Source organism: Mycobacterium malmoense, assembly GCF_019645855.1.
GTDB classification, from domain to species: Bacteria; Actinomycetota; Actinomycetes; order Mycobacteriales; family Mycobacteriaceae; genus Mycobacterium; species Mycobacterium malmoense.
Genome location: NZ_CP080999.1, coordinates 2134018 through 2153296, shown reverse-complemented (window position 1 = coordinate 2153296; position 19279 = coordinate 2134018). Strand labels below are relative to the sequence as shown.

Annotated in this window: 17 protein-coding genes and 3 pseudogenes; 9 read left to right on the top strand and 11 right to left on the bottom strand. The window is 66.8% G+C overall.

All coding sequences use genetic code 11. The annotated features are described in order from the left end of the window. Window positions 1–17: 17 nt before the first annotated feature. Window positions 18–395: pseudogene (locus tag K3U93_RS10140) on the bottom strand (HNH endonuclease signature motif containing protein); the annotation flags it as partial. A gap of 157 nt (window positions 396–552) precedes the next feature. Here K3U93_RS10140 and K3U93_RS10135 point away from each other — a divergent pair. From K3U93_RS10135 to K3U93_RS10125, 3 genes are all read left to right on the top strand, one after another. Continuing rightward, window positions 553–1383, top strand: coding sequence for a RelA/SpoT-related domain-containing protein (locus K3U93_RS10135; RefSeq protein WP_071510778.1), 831 nt, complete (start codon window positions 553–555; stop codon window positions 1381–1383). Window position 1384: 1 nt separating this feature from the next. Next, window positions 1385–1615: a hypothetical protein gene (locus K3U93_RS10130; RefSeq protein ID WP_230981627.1), complete on the top strand. Its 231-nt coding sequence runs from the start codon at window positions 1385–1387 to the stop codon at window positions 1613–1615. Between the two features lie 491 nt (window positions 1616–2106). After that, the gene (locus K3U93_RS10125) at window positions 2107–2790 is read left to right on the top strand and encodes a class I SAM-dependent methyltransferase (protein WP_071510775.1); all 684 of its coding nucleotides are present in this window, start codon (window positions 2107–2109) and stop codon (window positions 2788–2790) included. 612 nt (window positions 2791–3402) lie between these two features. On the opposite strand, the gene K3U93_RS10120 is transcribed toward K3U93_RS10125, so the two are convergent. Next, the gene (locus K3U93_RS10120) at window positions 3403–4620 is read right to left on the bottom strand and encodes a helix-turn-helix domain-containing protein (RefSeq protein WP_071510779.1); all 1218 of its coding nucleotides are present in this window, start codon (window positions 4618–4620) and stop codon (window positions 3403–3405) included. After that, complete coding sequence (locus K3U93_RS10115; RefSeq protein WP_230981626.1) at window positions 4607–4948, bottom strand: putative quinol monooxygenase; 342 nt, start codon at window positions 4946–4948, stop codon at window positions 4607–4609. Before K3U93_RS10115 ends, K3U93_RS10120 begins: the two co-directional genes overlap by 14 nt. Before the next feature lie 288 nt (window positions 4949–5236). Between K3U93_RS10115 and K3U93_RS10110 the strand changes: the two genes are divergently transcribed. From K3U93_RS10110 to K3U93_RS10095, 4 genes and pseudogenes are all read left to right on the top strand, one after another. Next, window positions 5237–5575, top strand: coding sequence for an SCO3933 family regulatory protein (locus K3U93_RS10110; RefSeq protein ID WP_054585837.1), 339 nt, complete (start codon window positions 5237–5239; stop codon window positions 5573–5575). Between the two features lie 102 nt (window positions 5576–5677). After that, window positions 5678–7120, top strand: coding sequence for an FtsK/SpoIIIE domain-containing protein (locus K3U93_RS10105; RefSeq protein WP_083010854.1), 1443 nt, complete (start codon window positions 5678–5680; stop codon window positions 7118–7120). Window positions 7121–7143: 23 nt separating this feature from the next. Further along, window positions 7144–8748 (top strand): annotated as a pseudogene (locus K3U93_RS10100) (replication initiator). Further along, on the top strand, window positions 8748–9020 hold the full coding sequence (locus K3U93_RS10095) for a cyclin family protein (RefSeq protein WP_071509278.1): 273 nt from the start codon (window positions 8748–8750) through the stop codon (window positions 9018–9020). Before K3U93_RS10100 ends, K3U93_RS10095 begins: the two are co-directional and overlap by 1 nt. On the opposite strand, the gene K3U93_RS10090 is transcribed toward K3U93_RS10095, so the two are convergent. The 6 genes and pseudogenes from K3U93_RS10090 to K3U93_RS10065 form a co-directional block, all read right to left on the bottom strand. Further along, window positions 8942–10381 (bottom strand): recombinase family protein, encoded by a 1440-nt coding sequence (locus K3U93_RS10090; RefSeq protein WP_083010853.1) that lies wholly within the window; start codon window positions 10379–10381, stop codon window positions 8942–8944. The genes K3U93_RS10095 and K3U93_RS10090 overlap by 79 nt on opposite strands. Before the next feature lie 21 nt (window positions 10382–10402). Further along, window positions 10403–11488, bottom strand: a pseudogene (locus tag K3U93_RS10085) (HNH endonuclease signature motif containing protein); the annotation flags it as partial. Window positions 11489–11660: 172 nt separating this feature from the next. Continuing rightward, the gene (locus tag K3U93_RS10080) at window positions 11661–12131 is read right to left on the bottom strand and encodes a PH domain-containing protein (protein ID WP_071512888.1); all 471 of its coding nucleotides are present in this window, start codon (window positions 12129–12131) and stop codon (window positions 11661–11663) included. Continuing rightward, window positions 12128–12610, bottom strand: coding sequence for a 6,7-dimethyl-8-ribityllumazine synthase (gene ribH / locus K3U93_RS10075; protein ID WP_071512887.1), 483 nt, complete (start codon window positions 12608–12610; stop codon window positions 12128–12130). The genes K3U93_RS10080 and ribH overlap by 4 nt, the downstream gene beginning before the upstream one ends. Next, a complete protein-coding gene (locus tag K3U93_RS10070; RefSeq protein ID WP_071512886.1) occupies window positions 12607–13884 on the bottom strand; it encodes a bifunctional 3,4-dihydroxy-2-butanone-4-phosphate synthase/GTP cyclohydrolase II in 1278 nt (425 codons plus the stop codon). Before K3U93_RS10070 ends, ribH begins: the two co-directional genes overlap by 4 nt. 579 nt (window positions 13885–14463) lie before the next feature. Continuing rightward, window positions 14464–15066 (bottom strand): riboflavin synthase, encoded by a 603-nt coding sequence (locus tag K3U93_RS10065; RefSeq protein WP_071512885.1) that lies wholly within the window; start codon window positions 15064–15066, stop codon window positions 14464–14466. A gap of 83 nt (window positions 15067–15149) precedes the next feature. On the opposite strand from K3U93_RS10065, the gene K3U93_RS10060 reads away from it, so the two are divergent. Beyond that, window positions 15150–15866, top strand: a complete 717-nt coding sequence (locus tag K3U93_RS10060; RefSeq protein WP_071512884.1) for an LppX_LprAFG lipoprotein — start codon at window positions 15150–15152, stop codon at window positions 15864–15866. Further along, window positions 15863–17548, top strand: coding sequence for an MFS transporter (locus tag K3U93_RS10055; RefSeq protein WP_071512883.1), 1686 nt, complete (start codon window positions 15863–15865; stop codon window positions 17546–17548). The genes K3U93_RS10060 and K3U93_RS10055 overlap by 4 nt, the downstream gene beginning before the upstream one ends. On the opposite strand, the gene ribD is transcribed toward K3U93_RS10055, so the two are convergent. Further along, entirely contained in the window at window positions 17545–18573 is a 1029-nt protein-coding gene (ribD, locus tag K3U93_RS10050) for a bifunctional diaminohydroxyphosphoribosylaminopyrimidine deaminase/5-amino-6-(5-phosphoribosylamino)uracil reductase RibD (RefSeq protein ID WP_071512882.1), read from the bottom strand. The two genes, K3U93_RS10055 and ribD, sit on opposite strands and share 4 nt — an antisense overlap. Continuing rightward, window positions 18570–19277, bottom strand: coding sequence for a ribulose-phosphate 3-epimerase (gene rpe / locus K3U93_RS10045; RefSeq protein ID WP_139797006.1), 708 nt, complete (start codon window positions 19275–19277; stop codon window positions 18570–18572). Before rpe ends, ribD begins: the two co-directional genes overlap by 4 nt. Window positions 19278–19279 lie beyond the last annotated feature (2 nt).

Here is a 19279-nt window from a genome sequence, read left to right as displayed (position 1 = left end):
GTCCAGGCTAGTAGCCGCTAAAAGGGCGGCGGCTCCTCGGGATCCCGTGGCGGGGGCGGGCTCTGCGCGGCGTGGGCGGCCTGGCGATTTTGGCGGTTGTGCCTGCGCTCGGCGGCCACGCGGTGGGCCCGGTTTTGGGCCCGGGTGCGGGTGCGCCCGGGCATCATCGAGACCCGGCTTCCGCAGCGGACGTCGGGTGTGGGGACCACGGCCGGCAGGTCGCCCGTCGGCGCACACAGGTGCGGGAATAGCAGCGCGCTGCCCGGCATGGTGACGTAGGTGTGCCCGTCGGGAAGGGTCCAGATCACCGTCCCGTCGGGTAGCTGCATGTCACGCCAGCCCCAGAAGGTTTTCAGCAAATGGTGACGTCGGCAGAGGCATTTCAGGTTGCTTGCAAGTCAGTAATCTACCCCCTTCGCGCCGACGCGGTTTGCCCGGCGTGTAGCCGTCGTGGCGGGGCCGGAGCGAGGCCGCTGCTACTTCCAGCAAAGCGCGTCTGCGCGTCTTCGCGGTACCAGGACATGTCTGCTCGCCCCCGTAGGCTGAGCAATCGTGGACTTGGAGTCTCGACCACCGTGGTCGAACAACGCGCTGCGTCGTCTTGGGGCGGCGCTTCGCGATGGAGTCGACCCGCCGATCGATTGCCCGTCGTACGCAGACGTGATGTTGTGGCACTTCGACCTGGCTGCCGAAGTGCAGGATCAAATCGAGAGCGGGAGTTGGTCGATCAGGTCGGAGTTGTTGGCGACCAAAGCAGGACGGCTGACGCCGGATTTACAGGTTAGCTCACGCCCAAAGACCCAAGACACGTTGGTGGAAAAGCTGCAACGGCAGCCCAGCCTGCAACTGAATGCTGTCCAAGACCTCGCTGGTGTTCGCATTGACGCCGACCTGCTGTTGGGCGAACAGATGAGCCTCGCTCGGGAGATCGCCAGTTACTTCTGTGCGGACGAGTCAGCCATCCATGATCTGCGCGATGGCACGCACGCTGGTTACCGTGGCGTTCATGTCTGGCTTCGGTTGCCTGCTGGGCGGGTCGAAATACAGATTCGGACGATTCTTCAAAGCCTGTGGGCGAACCTGTTTGAGAAGCTCGCAGATGAAGTCGGCCGGGGCATCCGCTACGGCGAACCTGTCGAACCGTCGCCCGGCGTAGACGTAGGACGGATTCAGCGCGCGGTGCAGAGCATGCAGGAATTCTCGGCAAAGGTGGCAGCTAGCGAAGCGGACTGGCAACAGTGTTCCGAGATCGAAGACCCTGGTCGGCGCGGAGTCGCGCTCGGAACAGCCGCCATGGACAGGGCGATGTGGGTCGGTTTGGTGGCTTATGCTGCACAGAAGGCTAGTGGTGAGGCTGAGTCCTCCAAAGGGGAAGATGGGTGACATGGCTGGTTATGTCGTCGAATACAACCGGCGCACCCACGAGCGTCGCATCACCGAGTTCGTGACCACGCGCGAGGCGATGGAGTACCGGCTGAAGCTCGAAGCCGAGCGCACCGACAAGAACGTGGAGATCGCCGCGCTCGTTAGCAAGTCGCTAGACACCTTGAAGCAAACCCACTCGCGTTACTTCAGCGGCGCAGAACTGGCTGCAGAAGACTGCATGCTGACCTGATGTAACGGGCAGCGGGCTGCATCGCCGACGGAGAGATCTCACCTTGGCTGCAAGTCGGGAATCTACCCGTCCCCCGTGGCCGACGTTGGGCATGATCACGGCGCGAAACGACCAGCTAGCCCACATCGGAAGCCGACACGCTAACCGAGCCCAGTGATATCCGTGCTCGACAAGTGCCATAAATTATGGCATGCTATGCGGCATGACAACTACAGTTGAAGAGTTAATCCAAGCGGCCGACGACGCCAGGCGCGTCGCTCAGAAAGCGCTCCAGGTGGCTGTGCGCGAAGCCCGTGCCGCCGACTGGTCGTGGGACCAGATCTCTGCCGCTCTCGATGGAAAGCCCAACGGAGAGACGCTGCGACGCCATTTCGGCTCTGACGAATAGGATGGCTGGTGACTTCTGGGCGTTTCCATCGCATGCACGATGCGCTAGGTCGGTGCAATAGCGGTGGAGTTGCACAGTCGGCGTTCACCAGATGGGTGTTGCCATGACTCCCTTCGTCGTGCGCGTGCTCTACGAGGTGCTCTCCCGCACCGGGTTGAATCCGGCGCTCGCGGCCGCCGACATCCCCGACACGCGACTGGTGGAACTGGTAGAGGGGCCGCAACGGCTCGACCCGGGTCGGGCCCTCGACCTCGGCTGTGGCGCCGGACGCAACACCCTCTACCTGGCCAGGCACGGCTGGGAGGCGATCGGCATCGACTTCGTCGGTCGCGCTATCGAAAAGGCGCGTTCCAAAGCAGTCGACGCAGTGGCCCCGGCACGATTCTTGCGAGGCGACGTGTCTAGGCTTGCCGACCTCGACATCGGCGACGGTTTCACTCTGATCATCGACAGCGGCTGCTACAAAAGCCTGTCCGACGTCCAGCGCAATGCCTACGCGGCCGGTGTCACCCAGGTCGCCGCTCCCAAGGCGCTGCTACTCATCGCCGGCGGCACAAGGCGCCCCGGGACAGCCACCGGGATTTGTGAACAAGACGCGCACCGCTTTGCGGGCTGGGAACTCCACGCCAACGCCCTGGTTCCGGTCGAAGAAATCATGCGTCACACCCGCATCCCCTACCGAATGAAGGCACGGATAGCCAGTGGTCGTAGCCAGATCCGCCGCCTAGAGCTGTCCCGCAATCAAGCGACTCTAGAATCCGGTAGCGGGGTGCGATTAGACGACTGACGTGTGCATCAGCAAATGGGTCAGCGATGCGGGGGTGCCCGCCGTCATCACGATCTTGCTGCGCCGGTGCTGGTTCCAATCCGGTAGGGGGTGAACCAGGGCGGCAGCAAACTGTAGATCAGGTGGCACATCAGCGCGGTCTCCGCGCCGTCCGCCCTGCCCGGGACGCCGGGCCCGCCCGTGAGCTGACGAACTTGATAGCAGTAAGGAAACTCCTCACCGCCGAGGTCAGACATCGTTTTTTCAGAAGTTGGTCGTGACCTGTTCTGCGGCAGCGAGGGCGACTCGACGGCTGCGCTTGTTGGGGCCATGCGCACGGTCGTCGCTGCCCGTTGTCCGGACGGCGGAAGTTCTCCCACGGCTCACTGGTGGGCTGGTCTCGGTGGTGGGCGGCGGACGCGGGGCGCAGTGGAGCGACCGGCGCGGACGGGAGCGTTAGCGGACGGGAGCAGAGGGAGCGCAGCGGAGCCCGGAGGTAGCCGCCCGCAGGGGTGGATCTGCTTGGGTGGGCTGGTGCGCTGTGGGAGCTGAGCTGCGATCGCCGGGGCTGGTGAGGCGAGATGCGGTGGCGGCGGGCGCGCGCGGCCGTGTCGGGGTCGCGGGAGTGGGCGTTTATCCGTAGAGGCGTTGGCGGAGTTCACGCAGGCCGGGCAGGCGCGGGCGTCGGTTCAGGGCTTCGATGTCGTCGATGAGTTCGGCGACGCGGGGTGATTCGGCGAGTTCTTCGGCGGCGATCTGTTCAGCTTTGATCAGGGCGCGCAGTGCGTCACGGCCGGAGCGGGTCAGCAGGTGAGCGCGGGCCAGATCGACCAGGTAGCGGGCCTGGCGTTCGGGTGAGAGCTGCTCGGGGTGGCGGACGTGGGCGGCGCGGTCGAGGGCTTGTTGTCCGTTGCCGAGTTCGACCGCGACGCCGACGGCGTGGATGGCGACGTTGGTGGGTCCGAATTCGGTGTCGTGGTGGTTGCGGTCGGCGCCCAGCACGGCGGCGAGCCGGCGTCCCACTGTCAGGCACTGCTCGGCGGACTCGGTGTTGGCGTCGCGGGCGTGCAGGATCGCCAGCAGCAGCGCGCTGGAGCCCACGAGTGAGATCAGGCCGTGATCGCCGCCGGCGATGATGGCTTCGTGTCGTTGGGTTGCTTGGGTTAAGACGTGGCGGGCCAGTGCTTGTTCGCTGGAGTCGAGCAGGGTGCGGGCCATGCGCAGTTGACCGGCCAGGATCAGGGCGGGGTTGTGGGTGCGTTCGGCGGCGGCGATAGCGCGGTCGGCGGCGACCCATCCGGCACCGCGGTCGCCGACTTTGACCAGCATCGCCGCGGCGGCTTGATAGGTCTGGGCGAGCAGCGAAAGCAGTTGAGAGCGTTGGGTTTTCGCGGCAGTGCGGCTGGCGTGTTCGAGTTCGCTGATCAGGGCGGCGATGGCTGGTCCCATGTCGCGGTAGGCGCTGGCGTGGACGCGCTCCCAGATATGCAGGGTGCGTTGCCGTAGTGATTCCAGGTCGCAGGGCGGGCCGTCGGCTACCGGGGTGATGATGTGGTCTGGGGCGGGGTGTCCGGCGATGGCCAGACGAAGCTGTTCCACATACGGGCGGTTGCGGATGGTTTCGGCGTCGGGTCCCAGGGCGGCTTCGATGAGTTCCTGTGGCCGTGCGCCGAGCACTGCGGCCAGCCGTTGTATGACGGTGAGGTCGTTCAGCGGCAGTTCGCCGCGTTCGGTCTGGGAGACCCAGCTGACCGATTTGTGCATCTGGCCCGCCAGGCGCTTCTGGGACCAGTTCTTTTCCTCTCGGTAGATACGAACCAGATCGCCGGCTGTGGGGTCAGCGCGAGGCACCGTCACCTCGAAGCGGCTGCCCATTGATCGCACCGGCAACGGGGGTCAGGGTCCACACTTCCGGCGGGCCACCCAGGTGCTGGGTTCGCTCGGACAGGAACCGGCGGGTGTGCGGCGCGGCTTCGTGTGCTTGGAAGGCGTCGTGGCTTCGGTAGCACTCGTAGAACACCCGCACGCTGGGCTCGGCGGCCTGAGCGTGAGTCGCATAAACGATTGTGTCGGGTTCCTCGGTAGTGATCGCGGCCAATGTTTCGGCCACAAGCGCGTCGAAGGCGTTCTCGTGTCCAGGGCGAAGACTGAACCTGACCAGCAGTGCGAACAATGTCACCCCCGCGAGCCGATTCCGCGCAGCACTGTCGACGTTGTGGTGTGCGCGGTTGCCACACACCCTACCCGGCTGCCTCGATGGCGACGTTGACACAAGAAGCGCGCGCACTGGCGGGGCGGCGTCAACGCCGTGAATCCACCCCCCACGGCGTGGGCGGCGCACAGTTTTGCACAGCCGTGCTGTGTGTTTCAGTCCTCCGTTGGTGAGCTGGGCTGGTGTCGGGCTGCACTGGGTGGCGCGTCCAACAACACCGTTGGGCCGCTCACCGAGAAGACAGGACACACCATCATGAAATTGCGAATCGAGACGACCGGCGTGACGTTTCTGTGCACCCGGATTCCCGAGCAGCGCACCAATTTCGACACCGGCGCCCCACGCATCGACAAGGCGACCGGGCAGGTGTTGTGGCAGGTCCAGCTGATCGCCCTAGACGCCACCGGCGGTGAGGTGCTGGCAGTCACCGTGGTTGGTGAGCCGAAAGTGATTGTCGGGCAACCGGTTGCGGTGTCGGGTCTGGTGGCGTTGCCGTGGTCACAGGACGGCCGCTCGGGCATCGCCTATCGCGCCGAGGCCATCACCGCCGCCGACCCGGCAGCCGCCGCGAAGGCGGGCCAGCAGGCCCGGTAACCGAAGGGCCGGCCCGGCAGCACCCGCTTGAGCGCGGCGTGGCTGTCGAGCCGGCCTCCCCGGCAACACCACAACCCCCGTCGCAATGGAAAGCGTGCCATCATGTCGAACACCTCAAACCGTAATAACCGCAACACTAATCAAGCATCTGATGATGACTGGGTCGGCGAGCTGATCGTCGGACTGGTCAAAGCCGCCGGGCAGCTGCTGTGGTGGGCAATCCTGTTCCCCGTCCTCAGTATCCCGGTCATCGTCTCGATCTGGGTTGCCATCGCCCACGGCCCCGGCGCAGGCTTGCTGACCGCCGGGTTGGCCGCCGCAGCCTATATCGGCTGGGCCGTGCTGGAGCCGTCCTCGTTCACCGCGTGGGTGACCGACCCGGTGCGGCAACGCTGGCTGTCGTGGTGGCGGTATCACCGCACTTGGGAATCGGTGTGCACCCTGCACGGCTTGTGCGCCAAGCTGGGCGAGCGCACCCTGGTTCCAGCCTTGCGGTCGGTGCGCATCGGGCATCACGCCGACGTGCTCATCGTGCGGGTGGTGGCGGGCCAGTCCATCGCTGACTGGCAAAAGCGCGGCGACGCGCTGGCGGCGACGTGGCGGGCCGAGCGGCTCACCATCCGCGCCACCACCCCCGGCGAGCTGCGGATCATCATCAGTCGCGGCGACGCGTTGGCCCAACCCATCGCGCTGCCGATGCCGACGCGAGCAACCCTGGTCGACCTGGCTGCGGTGCGGGTCGGGATCACCGAGATGCGGACCTGGTGGCGGCTTCCCGTTGTGGGACAGCACATCCTGATCGCCGGTGCCACCGGAGCAGGGAAGGGCTCGGTGTTGTGGTCGCTGATCGCCGGACTGGCGCCACACGTCGTGACCGGGCGGGTGCGGTTATGCGTGATCGACCCCAAAGGCGGCATGGAGCTGGGCGCGGGCGCCCCGATGTTCACCCGGTTCTGCCACCACACCGGCCAACCCACGATCGAATTGCTGCGCGAGCTGGTGGGGTTGATGCAGGCGCGGGCCAACCGGCTGCGCGGACACACCCGCCTGCACACCCCCACCCCGGCCGAACCGTTGATCGTGGTCGTCATCGACGAGATCGCCGCGCTGACTGCCTACCTCACCGACCGCAAACTGCGCGCCGAGACCGAACAACTGCTTGGCCTGCTGCTCTCCCAGGGCCGCGCGGTGGGGATCTCGGTGGTCGCCGCGGTGCAAGACCCGGCCAAAGACACCCTGCCGGTGCGCCAGTTGTTCACCGTGCGCATCGGACTGCGGATGACCGAAGCCACCCAGACCGCGATGGTACTGGGCCAAGGAGCACGCGATGCCGGTGCCGAATGCGACCTCATCGCCGACGCCACACCCGGCGTCGGATACATGATGATCGACGGCACCACCGACCCGATCCGGGTGCGGGCCTTCCACGTCACCGACCGCGACATCACCGCCCTGGCCGGCACATTCCCCGCACCCCGCACACGAGGCAACGCGGGAGACGCCACCCCCGGCACCGACAACGGTGACCATCGGGGGCAGCGGTGAACAACGTCGCCGCAGACAGCCCGATGATCGTATTGCCGGGGCTACCCACCACCGCTGATGCCGGGCCGGTGATCACCCAGATGCTGCGCCGCGCCTCCTCACCCGGTTTCGAGTCGTGGTGGCGCCGTGCTGAATCGGTCGGGTTTTGCGCCCACCCCATCCAGCTGTCCGGTGCCGACACCGGCGGGCGCCAGCACACCGTGTGGACACGCTGCAACAACCGCCGCGCGACCGTGTGCCCGTCATGCTCAGACCTCTACGCCCGTGACACCTGGCAACTCGTGCATGCCGGAGCCGTCGGCGGCCACCACGACATCCCGGTTGAGGTCGCGGCCCGACCGCAAGTGTTCACCACCCTGACCGCCCCCAGCTACGGGGCCGTGCACAACGCCACCGGCACACCCTGTCACACTCGCAATGGCGCCAGCTCATCCACGCGGTGCTCGCACGGAAACCAGTTGCAGTGCAACATAATTCACAGTATCGACGACCCTACGGTCGGCCAGCCGTTGTGTCGTCACTGCTATGACTACCTCGGGCATGTCTTGTTCACCTGGTATCTGCCTGAGCTGTGGCGGCGGTTCACCATCGCGTTACGGCGAGTCGTCTCAACACACCTGAAAACAGTTGGCGTCAAGCCCGGTTCGGTGCGGGTCAGCTTCGTCAAAGTCGTGGAACTGCAAGCCCGCGCCATCCCGCACATCCACGCGCTGATTCGCCTCGACCCACCACCCCCCGCCAACGACGCCACCGGATCGGGTGACCACAACCGTTACGGCCCCGCCGCCCCGTGGGGTGGTGGGGAGCCCCGTCCGGTAGCCGACCAGCACACCGGCTGGTCGTCACCGATCACAGCGGCCGAGCTGGCCGCCCTGATCCAGCGCGCCGCCCGCCACGTCCGCATCGACATAGACGCCGGCGACAGCGACCCCACCCAGGGCGGGGTGCGCACCGTACGGTTTGGCACCCAGATCGACACCCAACCACTGGCACCCGAAACGCCGATAACCGCAAGCGATTCCGAAGTCGACGACACCGCATGCATGACGGTATCGCGGTTGTCGCCGCGCCGGGTCGCGGCGTATCTGGCGAAATACGTCACCAAATCCCTGCACGACTTCGGCATCACCGCGCGCCGGCTGTCCGCCGAGGCGATCAGCGAGCTGGCAGTCAGCGAACATATACGTGCCATCCTGGTCACCATCGCCGAACTCGCCGAACACACAGCATCCGCAGGCCCGTCGTTGGCGGGGATCGGGCGCTGACTGCACACCCTGGGCTACCGCGGCCATATCACCACCAAATCGCGGCGCTACTCGACCACCATGGGCGCCCTGCGCGCCGCCCGCGCCACCTGGACCCGCCACCAGATAACCAAACATATACAGCGACAAGATGATCCGCGATCCTCCTATTTCGCTGACGACGCGGCGGCAGGCGGGCGGCAGCAACCGATCGACACCGATGAGATGCTCTGGGAATTCGACCGTGCCGGACACACCAGCGCCGGGGACCGCGTCCTGGTCATCTCCGCAGCCCTGCGCCACATCGGCGCCCGCATCACCGGTATCACCGAATCCCGCACTGTCACTACCCGTATCCCGCCGCCACCACGCGGCGCCGGGTGATGGCCACGACACCCCCGCCAGCGGCCGGCAACCGCGATGACGGCGCGGTCCCGCTGCACGAGCGCCCGGAGTTCATCGCCTGGCTCACCGCCTCATGTGAACGCCAAGGCCTGTCGGTCACCGTCACCGACCCGGCCGTCATCGCCCGCATCGCCACCCTGATCGGGACAGACCACCCGGTGCGGCCGGCGGTTCAGACCCGCCACACCGGCGCCACCCGGCCGATATCCAGGCTGCGCGAACCAGGGGTGCCCGGTGCGATCACGGCGTGATCCAACACCGCTTTGACGATGGCTTGCTGACGACCTAAATCCAGATCAGCCCAGCCGGCACGCAATGCACCGCCAGTACCCACCAGCTCAAAGATCGCGGTGGTGTCGGTGGCCGCGGCGATATCGCGGCGGGCCGCCGTGATCCGCTCGGTGATCGGATCACGCGCCGCGATCCACTCCCGCGCGCTGATCGCCCCATCGGCATACAAACCGGCCAACTCATCAAGGCGTTCCTGATCCGCCTCGACCTGAGCGGCCAGCGCAGCCACATCGTGATCGGTGCTGACTTTACCCGCCAGCACATCAGCCAGCTGCGGTGAATCCAGTCGGGTCAGCACCGACTCGACCAACAGCTCCTCCACCGGGGCGGCGACCACCGTCAACCGGCCGCACCCACCATGATCCGGGCCTTTCAAACACACATAACGGCGCACCCGATTCTGCGGATTACTATGCCGTGCTTGGGAATACAGCCGGTTACCGCAGCGGCCGCACCGCAACATCCCCGACAACAGATACGTGCGCGCCGTGCGGGTTTTCGTCACCGAGCGTGCCGATAGTCGTGCCAGCACCCGATCACGCTCAGCGGCGGTGATGATCGCCGGCCACACCGCGGCCCCGATCACCTCCCCGCGATGCTCCCGCAACCCCGCAATCCGGCCCGACGACATCACTTGGCGGACTGTTGTGGTCTGCCACGATTTCGCCACGCTCGGAGCGATACCAGTCTCGTTGAGCCAGATCGTCAACGACCGCAACGACTGCCCAGCCAGATACCGATCCACCATCTCGCGCACCACCGCGGCCTCCGACTCACGCACGGTGATCTTGTCGTCCTCGTAGCCGAACGGCCGTGCTGAACCATGCGGCAATCCCGCTTGGGCGTTCTGCAACATCTTGCGCTGGACACGCGCCGACTTGCGGCCCGACTCCTTGGCGGCGAACGCCGCGAAAATCCGTGCCATGAACAACCCGTCATCATTACCCAAGTCGATATCGGCGGTCACCGTCGCCACATCACGCACCCCCACCGACTCGCACAGCGTGACGAACTCCTCCAACTCCACCGGACGCCGATGCAGCCGATCCAGGTTGTAGACGATCACCGCATCCCGGGCACCCGATTCCAGATCGGCCAGCATCCGCGCATACTGCTGGCGTAGCTTGCCCGAGAACGCCGACACATCGTTATCCACGTACTCCGCGCCCACCGGCCACCCCCGGTCAGCAGCGAGCCTGCGGCAATCCTCCAACTGCCGCGCCACCCCCAACCCGGTGCCCTCCGCATCCGAGGAAATCCGGGCATAAATCGCCGCCGACCTCACCCCGACCCGCTGAACAGCAGTTTTCTTCGCAACCATGGGGGTAGTTTAATAACTTATGACCTTCGACGCGTGGGTGCGACCGCCGTCGGCGTACGCGACGGTATGGTCCACATCGCATGCAACCGCCGGCTGATCGCAACCGGGCGCGCGGCAGGTGAGGTCCCGGCACCGCACGAAGTCGGCAAGTTTGGCCGAGGGGACGTATCCCGGCTCCGGGTCTTCGGCCGGCCGGATCACCGGCTGCAGCCTGGCGGCCTTCGCCAGCTCGGCGATCCGCTCGGCCGGAATCAGTCCCTCAAGGCCGGGCACCACGCCCGGCGTGGCGCCGGTGCCGTCGACGGTGGACCGCTCGGCGATCACGTGGATCACCACGTTGCTCTTGGGTGCCGGCCCGCCCGCCGCCGGGCACCCGGCGGATCCGCAGCCGCACACCAGCCGGTTGACGCCGCTGGCCAGTGCCCCGAGCGCATCGGCGCGCCGCTGCTTTCGGCTGCGCGGATCGGCATCGCACACGCTGCCCGCAATCTCGTCGAGCCGCCGATCAAGGGCGTGTCCGTCGGTGCCGAACACGCAACCGTCCACCCAGGCCATCCCCGACCCGTCGTCGAGGACGTCAACAAACCGGTCCTTGCCCGCCCTGGCGGCCCGGCGCACCGCGTCGCGATCGACCTTCGCCACCACTTGGTCCACCGCCGCGGCCAATCCGCCTCGCGTTATTGACGGACGTCGCGACAACAGCGCCGCCAGCCGGGCGTCCACCTTGGTCAGCACGTCGGCGTCGGTGATCAAATCGGTGCGAAACACGATGGTTTGGAACGCGCGATAGTCGATGTCGCCGGCCCGGAACGCCTTTCCCACCTCCGGCAGCCGGTCCCGCATCGCCATCGCGTAGCGCAGGTAGCTGGAACCCATCGCCACGCTGCACTGCAGCGCCGCAGCAACCTGGGCGGCCACCGCCTCCCAGGTGTCGGCCGCCCAGTCCTCCCGCTCCCCGGAATCGCGGCAGCGCAGCACGAACAACTCGCCGACGGCCACCAGCCGCTCCGCGGCGGACTGCGCCTCCGTCCGCGTAGCGTCGCGCACCCGGTCCAGCAACGCCGCGGACTCGGGAGTCGGCCGGGAGGCATACCAGTACTCGAACATATGTTCGATACTACCACATCCCCACCCGCCGCCGCCATTGATGCTGTTAAAGCGGCCCGGTCGATGATGGTCGTGGCGGCCCGCTGCCGGTGGTGACTCTCACGCCCTGTTGGGTCGTCTTCCAATTGGACACCGATAGGAATATCAATGACGACGCCGTCGGGCGAAAACGTCAGCCCGTGCGCAGGTCCGGCCGATATCGCACCAGCAGCGAGCGCACGGTGTCCATCGCGTCCACGGCGCGCTCCTTGTCGACGGCCTGGATCGCCATCAGCGGGATGTACTCGTCGTCGGGCAGGTCGATCCGCGCCCAGCGGCTGCCCGCGGGAAACGACACACCGACCACCTCAGGCCACGGAATAAGCCTGTACCCCAACAGGTTACGCACCGACAGCCCAGCCGGCCCCACCCGCAGCCGGGGCCGCGCGAACAACAACACGACGCCGGCTATGACTAGGCCCAACACGGCCATCGCCACCTGGTCGGAGGTGTGGAAGATCACCCCGCTGGAGCTGATCTTGAGCAGCAGGCCCACCACGATGTGCGCCGCGGCGATCAGAAACGCCGCGGCGTAAACGAATAACGGGGTCAGGTGCGGACGCAGCTCGACATCCCAGACCTCGCCCCGCGCCTGCGGACTCACGACCGAGCGCGCAGGTCGCGCAGGGTCAGCGCGGCGGTCAGCGCCGCCCCGGCGGCCTGGGCGCCCTTGTCCTCGGCCGACGCCGGAAGTCCGGCCCGGGCCAGCGCCTGCTCCTCGGTGTTGGTGGTCAACACCCCATTACCGATCGGTGTGCAGGCGTCCAGCGAGACCCTGGTCAGCCCCTGGGTCACCGAATCGCACACATAGTCGAAATGTGGAGTCTCACCGCGGATTACGACACCCAGCGCGACGACGGCGTCATGATCGCGGGCCAATTGTTGCGCCACCACCGGAATCTCGATCGCGCCGAGCACGCGGACCACCGTCGGGTTCTCGACGCCCGACTCGGCGGCCATTTTGCGGGCACCCGCGAGTAGCGCATCGCAGATTTGGCCATGCCAGGTGCTCGCCACGATGCCGAGCCGCAGGCCGGACGCGTCAAGCGCCGGTATCTCCGGCACACCGGCGCCACCGCTCACAGAGCACCGCCGAATTCCCCTGGCAGATGCACGGATTCGTGAAAATCGTCCAGCCCGGCGAGGTCATGGCCCATCTTGTCGCGCTTGGTCATCAGGTAGCGGATGTTCTCGGCGTTGGCCCGCACGGGCAGCGGCACCCGCTCGATGATGTGCAGCCCGTATCCGTCCAGCCCGACCCGCTTGGCCGGGTTGTTGGTCAGCAGCCGCATCGAGCGCACCCCGAGGTCGACGAGGATCTGCGCGCCGATGCCGTAATCCCTTGCGTCGGCGGGTAATCCGAGCTTGAGGTTGGCGTCCACGGTGTCGTCACCGGCGTCCTGCAGCTGGTAGGCCTGCAGTTTGTGCATCAGGCCGATGCCGCGGCCCTCGTGGCCGCGCATGTACAACACCACGCCGCGCCCTTCGCGGGCGACCATCGCCATCGCGGCATCCAACTGCGGCCCGCAGTCGCAGCGACGCGAACCGAACACGTCACCGGTCAAGCACTCGGAGTGCACACGGACCAACACGTCGTCGCCGTCGGCGTTTGGCCCGGCGATCTCGCCCCGGACCAGCGCCACATGCTCGACGTCCTCATAGATGCTGGCGTAACCGATGGCGCGAAACTCGCCGTGCCGGGTCGGGATCCGCGCCTCGGCGATCCGCTCGATGTGCTTCTCGTGCTTGCGCCGCCATTCGATCAGGTCGGCGATGGTGATCAGCGCGAGGTCGTGCTCGTCGGCGAAGACCCGCAACTCGTCCGTCTGGGCCATCGAGCCCTCGTCCTTCTGGCTGACGATCTCGCAGATCGCGCCCGCGGGCTGCAGCCCCGCCATCCGGGCCAGGTCGACGGCGGCCTCGGTGTGGCCGGGCCGGCGCAACACGCCGCCGTCCTTGGCGCGCAACGGAACCACGTGGCCGGGGCGGGTGAAATCGTCGGCGACGCTGGCGGGATCGGCCAGCAACCGCATCGTGGTGGCCCGGTCGGACGCCGAAATCCCGGTGCCGACACCATTTTTCGCGTCGACAGTGACGGTGTAGGCGGTGCCGTGCTTGTCCTGGTTCACCGCGTACATCGGCAGCAGCCCGAGCCGGTCGCAGATCGCGCCGGACAGCGGCACGCACAAATATCCCGAGGTGTAGCGGACCATGAAGGCCACCATCTCCGGCGTCGCCTTTTCGGCGGCGAAGATCAGGTCGCCCTCGTTCTCGCGTTCCTCGTCGTCGATGACGATGACGGCCTTACCGGCCGCGATGTCGGCAACCGCCCTCTCGACGGAATCCAACCTCGTCATCGCTGCTGCCTTGCTGTCGGCAGGGCCCCATAGGGAAGGCCCCAGTGTTGCATTCAGTATGAACCACCGCACGGACGTCGTTATTGCCACGGCTTAGTCAGCGGGACGCGACGTGAAAACCCGGCCGATCTTCAGGGGAATTTGCGGGGGCATGACACACAACCGTGGCCTCGCCCGTGCACCGGCGCGCTGGTGTCCGGCGGCCTGGCCTATCCGCCTCGGCCCACCCCGTGTGGAATCCCGGCACGAACGGTTGGGGCTTCTGGAATGACGGGCGGTGGAACCCGCTCTAACGGCGCGCCTTTAACAACGGCGAGGGGACGACGCTGGACGAGGTGGCCGAGGAGCTGACCAACCGGAAGATCTAACGTCATAAGGCCCCGACCTCGACAACCTTGTCTAAGGCACCGCCAAGCCGCGATTGAACTCAAGGGCGCGGGCTTAACGGTGCGTGATGTCGGTGTTGCTCTTGGTATCTCGCATCAGAGGGTGCAGCAACTGGTCTCATCGGGCGCCCGCTGACGCCCGCCATCGGTGATCTGTTCCGCGCCAATGCAGTAGGTTTGCGCAGGTAAAGGCTTATTTTGCGGTAAGAAGCCGCTCAACGTACTTCGCGATGACGTCGGCCTCGAGGTTCACTCGGGTTCCGACCGGGGCGCGGCCCAGCGTGGTCAGTTCCCGCGTCGTGGGAATCAGCGACACCTCGAACCAGTCCCGCGGCTCGGCGCCCAGCCCGGCGACCGTCAGGGAAATCCCGTCGACGGTGATCGACCCCTTCTCGACGACGTAACGGGCCACCGCCGCGGGGACCTCGATCCGCACCACCTCCCAGTGCTCGGAGGGCGCCCGGGCCACCACCCGGCCGGTGCCGTCCACGTGCCCCTGCACGATGTGCCCGCCGAGCCGGCTGTTGACGGCCGCCGCGCGCTCGAGGTTCACCCGGCCGCCGACTTCCAACGCGCCGAGGTTGGACCGGTTCAGGGTCTCGGCCATCACGTCGGCGGTGAATTGACCGTCCGGCAATAGCTCGGCGACCGTCAGGCACACGCCGTTGACGGCGATCGAATCGCCGTGGCCGGCGTCGGCCGTCACCAAGGGTCCGCGAATGGTCAGGCGCGCGGCGTCGGCGAGGACGTCTCGGCCGGTCACCTCCCCGAGTTCCTCGACAATTCCGGTGAACATTGCACCAGGTTAATTCGCCAACGCGCCGGGAAGCGGGCCCCGCGTTCCCGGGGCCGGTCACCGGCACCCTTTACGATGCAGGTATGCCGACCCGCCACCGTCTATTGGCCGTCCTCGCTTCCCTGACCCTCGCCACCGCGCTGATCGCCGGCTGCTCGTTTAGCTCGACGAACAGCGGCGGGCCGTTGCCCGACGGCAAGACGTTGGTGAGCCAGTCCGCCAACAGCACCAAGGATCTGAAGAGCGCACACCTGGTGCTGACCGTGATCGGCAAGATCGCTGGATTACCCGTCAAGAACTTGACCGGCGACCTCACGACATCGCCGAGCACTGCCGCGCAAGGGAACGCCCAGATCACTTTGGGCGGGCAGGACATCAGTGCCGACTTTGTGGTGATAGGCGGTGATTTGTACACCAACGCCCTCAACCCAGGCGACAAAACGATGACCGATGTCGGTCCGGCTTCGCAGGTCTACGATCCCTCGGCAATCCTGAACCCGGACACCGGGTTGGCCAATGTGCTGGCGAACTTCAACGACGCGAAGGCCGAGGGCCGCGACCAAATCAGCGGCCAAACCACCGTCCGCATCAGCGGAAACGTCTCCGCAGACGCCGTGAACAAGATTGCGGCTCCCTTCAAGGCGACCGCTCCGGTGCCGGCCACGGTCTGGATTGTGGAGAACGGCGACCATCAACTGGCCCAGGTCAGTCTGCAGAAAAGCCAAGGCAATAACGTCCAAATGACCTTGTCGAACTGGAATAAGCCGGTGCAGATAAACAAGCCTGCAGCGAGCTCATGAAGGGGCTGGCAGGACGCCGGGTCGCGATCGGCGCGGGCAGCCTAGCGGTCCTGCTGGGTGCCCTCGACGCGTATGTCGTGGTCACCATCATGCGCGACATCATGCACGACGTCGGCATCCCGATTAACCAACTGCAGCGGATCACCCCGATTGTCACGATGTATCTGCTGGGCTACATCGCGGCCATGCCGCTGCTTGGCAAGGCTTCCGACCGGTTCGGCCGCAAGCGGCTGCTCCAGGTCAGCCTGGCGACGTTCATGGTCGGCTCGATCATCACCGCGCTCTCGGTGGCCATCGGCAACTTCAATGTCGCCGACTTGAACGTTCAGATCCTCGGGCACCCCCTGCAGACGTTGCAGATTCTCGGTTACCCGGTGGTCGATCTTCACGTGCAAAGCCTTCAGGTGCTGATCGTCGGCCGCACCATCCAGGGCATCGCCAGTGGTGCGCTCTTGCCGGTCACCCTGGCCCTGGGCGCCGATTTGTGGGCGCAGCACAACCGCGCGGCCGTGCTGGGCGGCATTGGCGCCGCGCAGGAACTCGGCAGCGTGCTGGGCCCGCTGTACGGCATTTTCATCGTCTGGTTGTTCCGCGACTGGCGAGACGTGTTCTGGATCAATATCCCGCTGACATTGCTGGCGATGGCGCTGATCCAGATCAGCCTGCCGGCGCACAACCGCAATGAGGCCCCGGAAAAGATCGACGTGGTCGGTGGCGTGCTACTGGCCATCACCCTCGGTCTCGCGGTCATCGGGTTGTACAACCCCAATCCGAACGGCCAGCAGGCGCTGCCCAGCTATGGGTTGCCGCTGGTGATTGCCGCGGCCTGCGCCGCGGTGGCGTTCCTCGTCTGGGAGCGGTTTGCGCGGACCCGGCTGATCGACCCGGCCGGCGTGCAATTCCGGCCGTTCCTGGCCGCGTTGGGAGCTTCGTTCGCCGCCGGTGCCGCGTTGATGGTGACGCTCGTCGATGTGGAGCTGTTCGGTCAGGGTGTGCTGAGTCTGGACCAGAACAAAGCCGCCGCAATGTTGACGTCGTTTTTGATCGCGCTGCCGATAGGGGCGTTGTTGGGCGGTGTCATAGCCACTCGGGTCGGGGATCGCGCGGTTGCCTTCGTCGGATTACTCATCGCCGCCGGCGGCTACCTGCTGATCTCGCATTGGCCAGTAGACCTGCCCCACTATCGGCACAGCTTCTTCGGACTGTTCTCGGTGCCGGCGATGAACAGCGACCTGATGATCGGGGGGGTCGCGGTCAACAACGACCTGCTGATAGCTGGCGTGGGACTCGGGCTGGTGATCGGGCCGCTGACGTCGGCCGCCCTTCGGATCGTCCCTTCGGCTGAGCACGGCATCGCTTCGGCGGCGGTGGTGGTGGCCCGAATGACCGGCATGCTGATCGGGGTGGCGGCGCTGAGCGCGTGGGGGTTATACCGCTTCTACCACATTCTCAGCGAGAAGAACGCGGCCGTATCGACCAGCTTGAGCATGACCGAGCAGGCAATCGCCAAAGCGGAGAACGCCATTCCGTCATTCGCGGCGATGTACGGCGAGATATTCAGCATCACCGCGGGCGTCTGCGTGGTGGGAGCGCTGCTGGGCCTACTGATCAGCGGCCGCGAGGACCACGCCGAGGAGCCGGCGGTTCCCGAGCAAGAGCCCGTCGGAGCGCCGACGCCCTAACCGCCGCGCGGCACCAGGCTGAGCATCAGGTCGGGGCCGGCCCGGTCAATGCCGTCGAACTGCCAGCGCGACGCCCGCGCAATGGTGGGCACCCCCACGTCGTCGACCGCGGTGACCGGGCCGCCCAGCAGGATCGGCGCGACGTAGACCAGGATGCGGTTGATCGCCCCGGCCCGCAGGAAGGCGCCGGCCAGGGTGGGACCGCCCTCCAGCAACACGTCGGTGCGGTCGGAAACCGCCTTGATCACCTCCATGGGGTCGTGCGTGCGAATCACCATGGTGCGCGAATCGTCGTTGAGAACCCTTGCCTCCGGCGGTATTTCGCGCATGCCCACCACCACGCGCAGCGGTTGCCGCTCGGCCAGCGAGCCGTCGGCCAGTCGGGCGGTCAACGCGGGGTTGTCGGCCAGCACGGTGCCGGTGCCGACCACGATCGCGTCGGCGATGGCGCGGCGGCGATGCAGGTCTGACCGGGAGGCCTCGCTGGAGATCCACTGGCTGGAGCCGTCGGCGGCGGCGCTGCGGCCGTCGACGCTGCTGGCGTACTTCCACGTCACGTGCGGCAGCCCAGTCCGCACCTTGTGCAGCCATTCCCGCAGCGGCCCGGCCGCCACCTGGTCGGCCAGCACGCCGGACCGCACCTGCACGCCCGCCGCCTGCAGCCGGCCCCCGCCGCCGCCCGCGATGGCGTTCGGGTCGGCGACCCCGTAGATCACCGTGCCCACCCTGGCCTCGATCAGGGCGTTCACGCACGGCGGGGTCTTGCCGTAGTGGTTGCACGGCTCGAGGGTGATCACGGCGATGCCGCCGGCCGCCAGACCGCCGGCCCGGCGCAGCGCCACCACCTCGGCGTGGTCGCCGCCGGCGGGCTCGGTGGCGCCGACGCCAACCACCCGGCCCTGGGGGTCGACGATCACGCATCCGACCGGCGGATTCGGATAGGTGGTGCCCTTCGCCTTGTAGGAATGTTCGATCGCCAGACGCATGGCCGCGTCGAGGCTGTTGACCGACTCGGGTTGGTTCATGCGCGTAGATGCGCCGACGCCGCGGCGGCCTGTCGCCGCAATGCCTCGACCGCGGCCTTCGGGTCCTCCGCGCCGTACACCGCCGACCCGGCGACGAAGCAGTCGACGCCGGCCTCGGCGGCTTGCTCGATGGTGTCTTCGTTGATGCCGCCGTCGATTTCGACCAGGATCGTCAGCTCCCCCGCCTCGATCAACTTGCGCGCGGTGCGGACCTTGCTCAGCACGTCAGGGATGAAGCTCTGGCCGCCGAAACCGGGCTCCACCGACATGATGAGCAGGGTGTCGAAGTGCGCCAGGATGTCCAGGTAGGGCTCCAGCGGGGTTCCCGGCTTGACGCTGATCCCCACCTTGGCGCCGGCGGCGCGGATGTCGCGGGCCACCCCGACCGGGTTGTCGGTGGCCTCCGCGTGGAAGGTGACGTTGTGCGCGCCCGCCTCGGCGTACGGGGGTGCCCAGCGGTCGGGGTTTTCGATCATCAGGTGGCAATCGATCGGGATGGTGGTGGCGGCCAGCAGGCTCTCCACCACCGGCAGGCCGATGGTCAGGTTCGGCACGAAATGGTTGTCCATCACGTCGACGTGCAACCAGTCGGCGCCGGCCACGGCGTCCGCTTCGTCGGCGAGCCGGGCGAAATCGGCGGCCAGGAGCGACGGGGCGATCAGCGGCCCCTTTGACGGTCCCGTGCTGCGTGGCATGAGCGACAGAC

Excerpts from the sequence above, each read along its gene's own strand:
- K3U93_RS10130 (WP_230981627.1), top strand. The coding sequence starts at position 1,385 with ATGGCTGGTTATGTCGTCGAATACAACCGGCGCACCCACGAGCGTCGC.
- K3U93_RS10125 (WP_071510775.1), top strand. The coding sequence starts at position 2,107 with ATGACTCCCTTCGTCGTGCGCGTGCTCTACGAGGTGCTCTCCCGCACC.
- K3U93_RS10110 (WP_054585837.1), top strand. The coding sequence starts at position 5,237 with ATGAAATTGCGAATCGAGACGACCGGCGTGACGTTTCTGTGCACCCGG.
- K3U93_RS10105 (WP_083010854.1), top strand. The coding sequence starts at position 5,678 with ATGTCGAACACCTCAAACCGTAATAACCGCAACACTAATCAAGCATCT.
- K3U93_RS10095 (WP_071509278.1), top strand. The coding sequence starts at position 8,748 with ATGGCCACGACACCCCCGCCAGCGGCCGGCAACCGCGATGACGGCGCG.
- K3U93_RS10090 (WP_083010853.1), bottom strand. The coding sequence starts at position 10,381 with ATGGTTGCGAAGAAAACTGCTGTTCAGCGGGTCGGGGTGAGGTCGGCG.
- K3U93_RS10070 (WP_071512886.1), bottom strand. The coding sequence starts at position 13,884 with ATGACGAGGTTGGATTCCGTCGAGAGGGCGGTTGCCGACATCGCGGCC.
- K3U93_RS10065 (WP_071512885.1), bottom strand. The coding sequence starts at position 15,066 with ATGTTCACCGGAATTGTCGAGGAACTCGGGGAGGTGACCGGCCGAGAC.
- K3U93_RS10060 (WP_071512884.1), top strand. The coding sequence starts at position 15,150 with ATGCCGACCCGCCACCGTCTATTGGCCGTCCTCGCTTCCCTGACCCTC.
- K3U93_RS10055 (WP_071512883.1), top strand. The coding sequence starts at position 15,863 with ATGAAGGGGCTGGCAGGACGCCGGGTCGCGATCGGCGCGGGCAGCCTA.
- ribD (WP_071512882.1), bottom strand. The coding sequence starts at position 18,573 with ATGAACCAACCCGAGTCGGTCAACAGCCTCGACGCGGCCATGCGTCTG.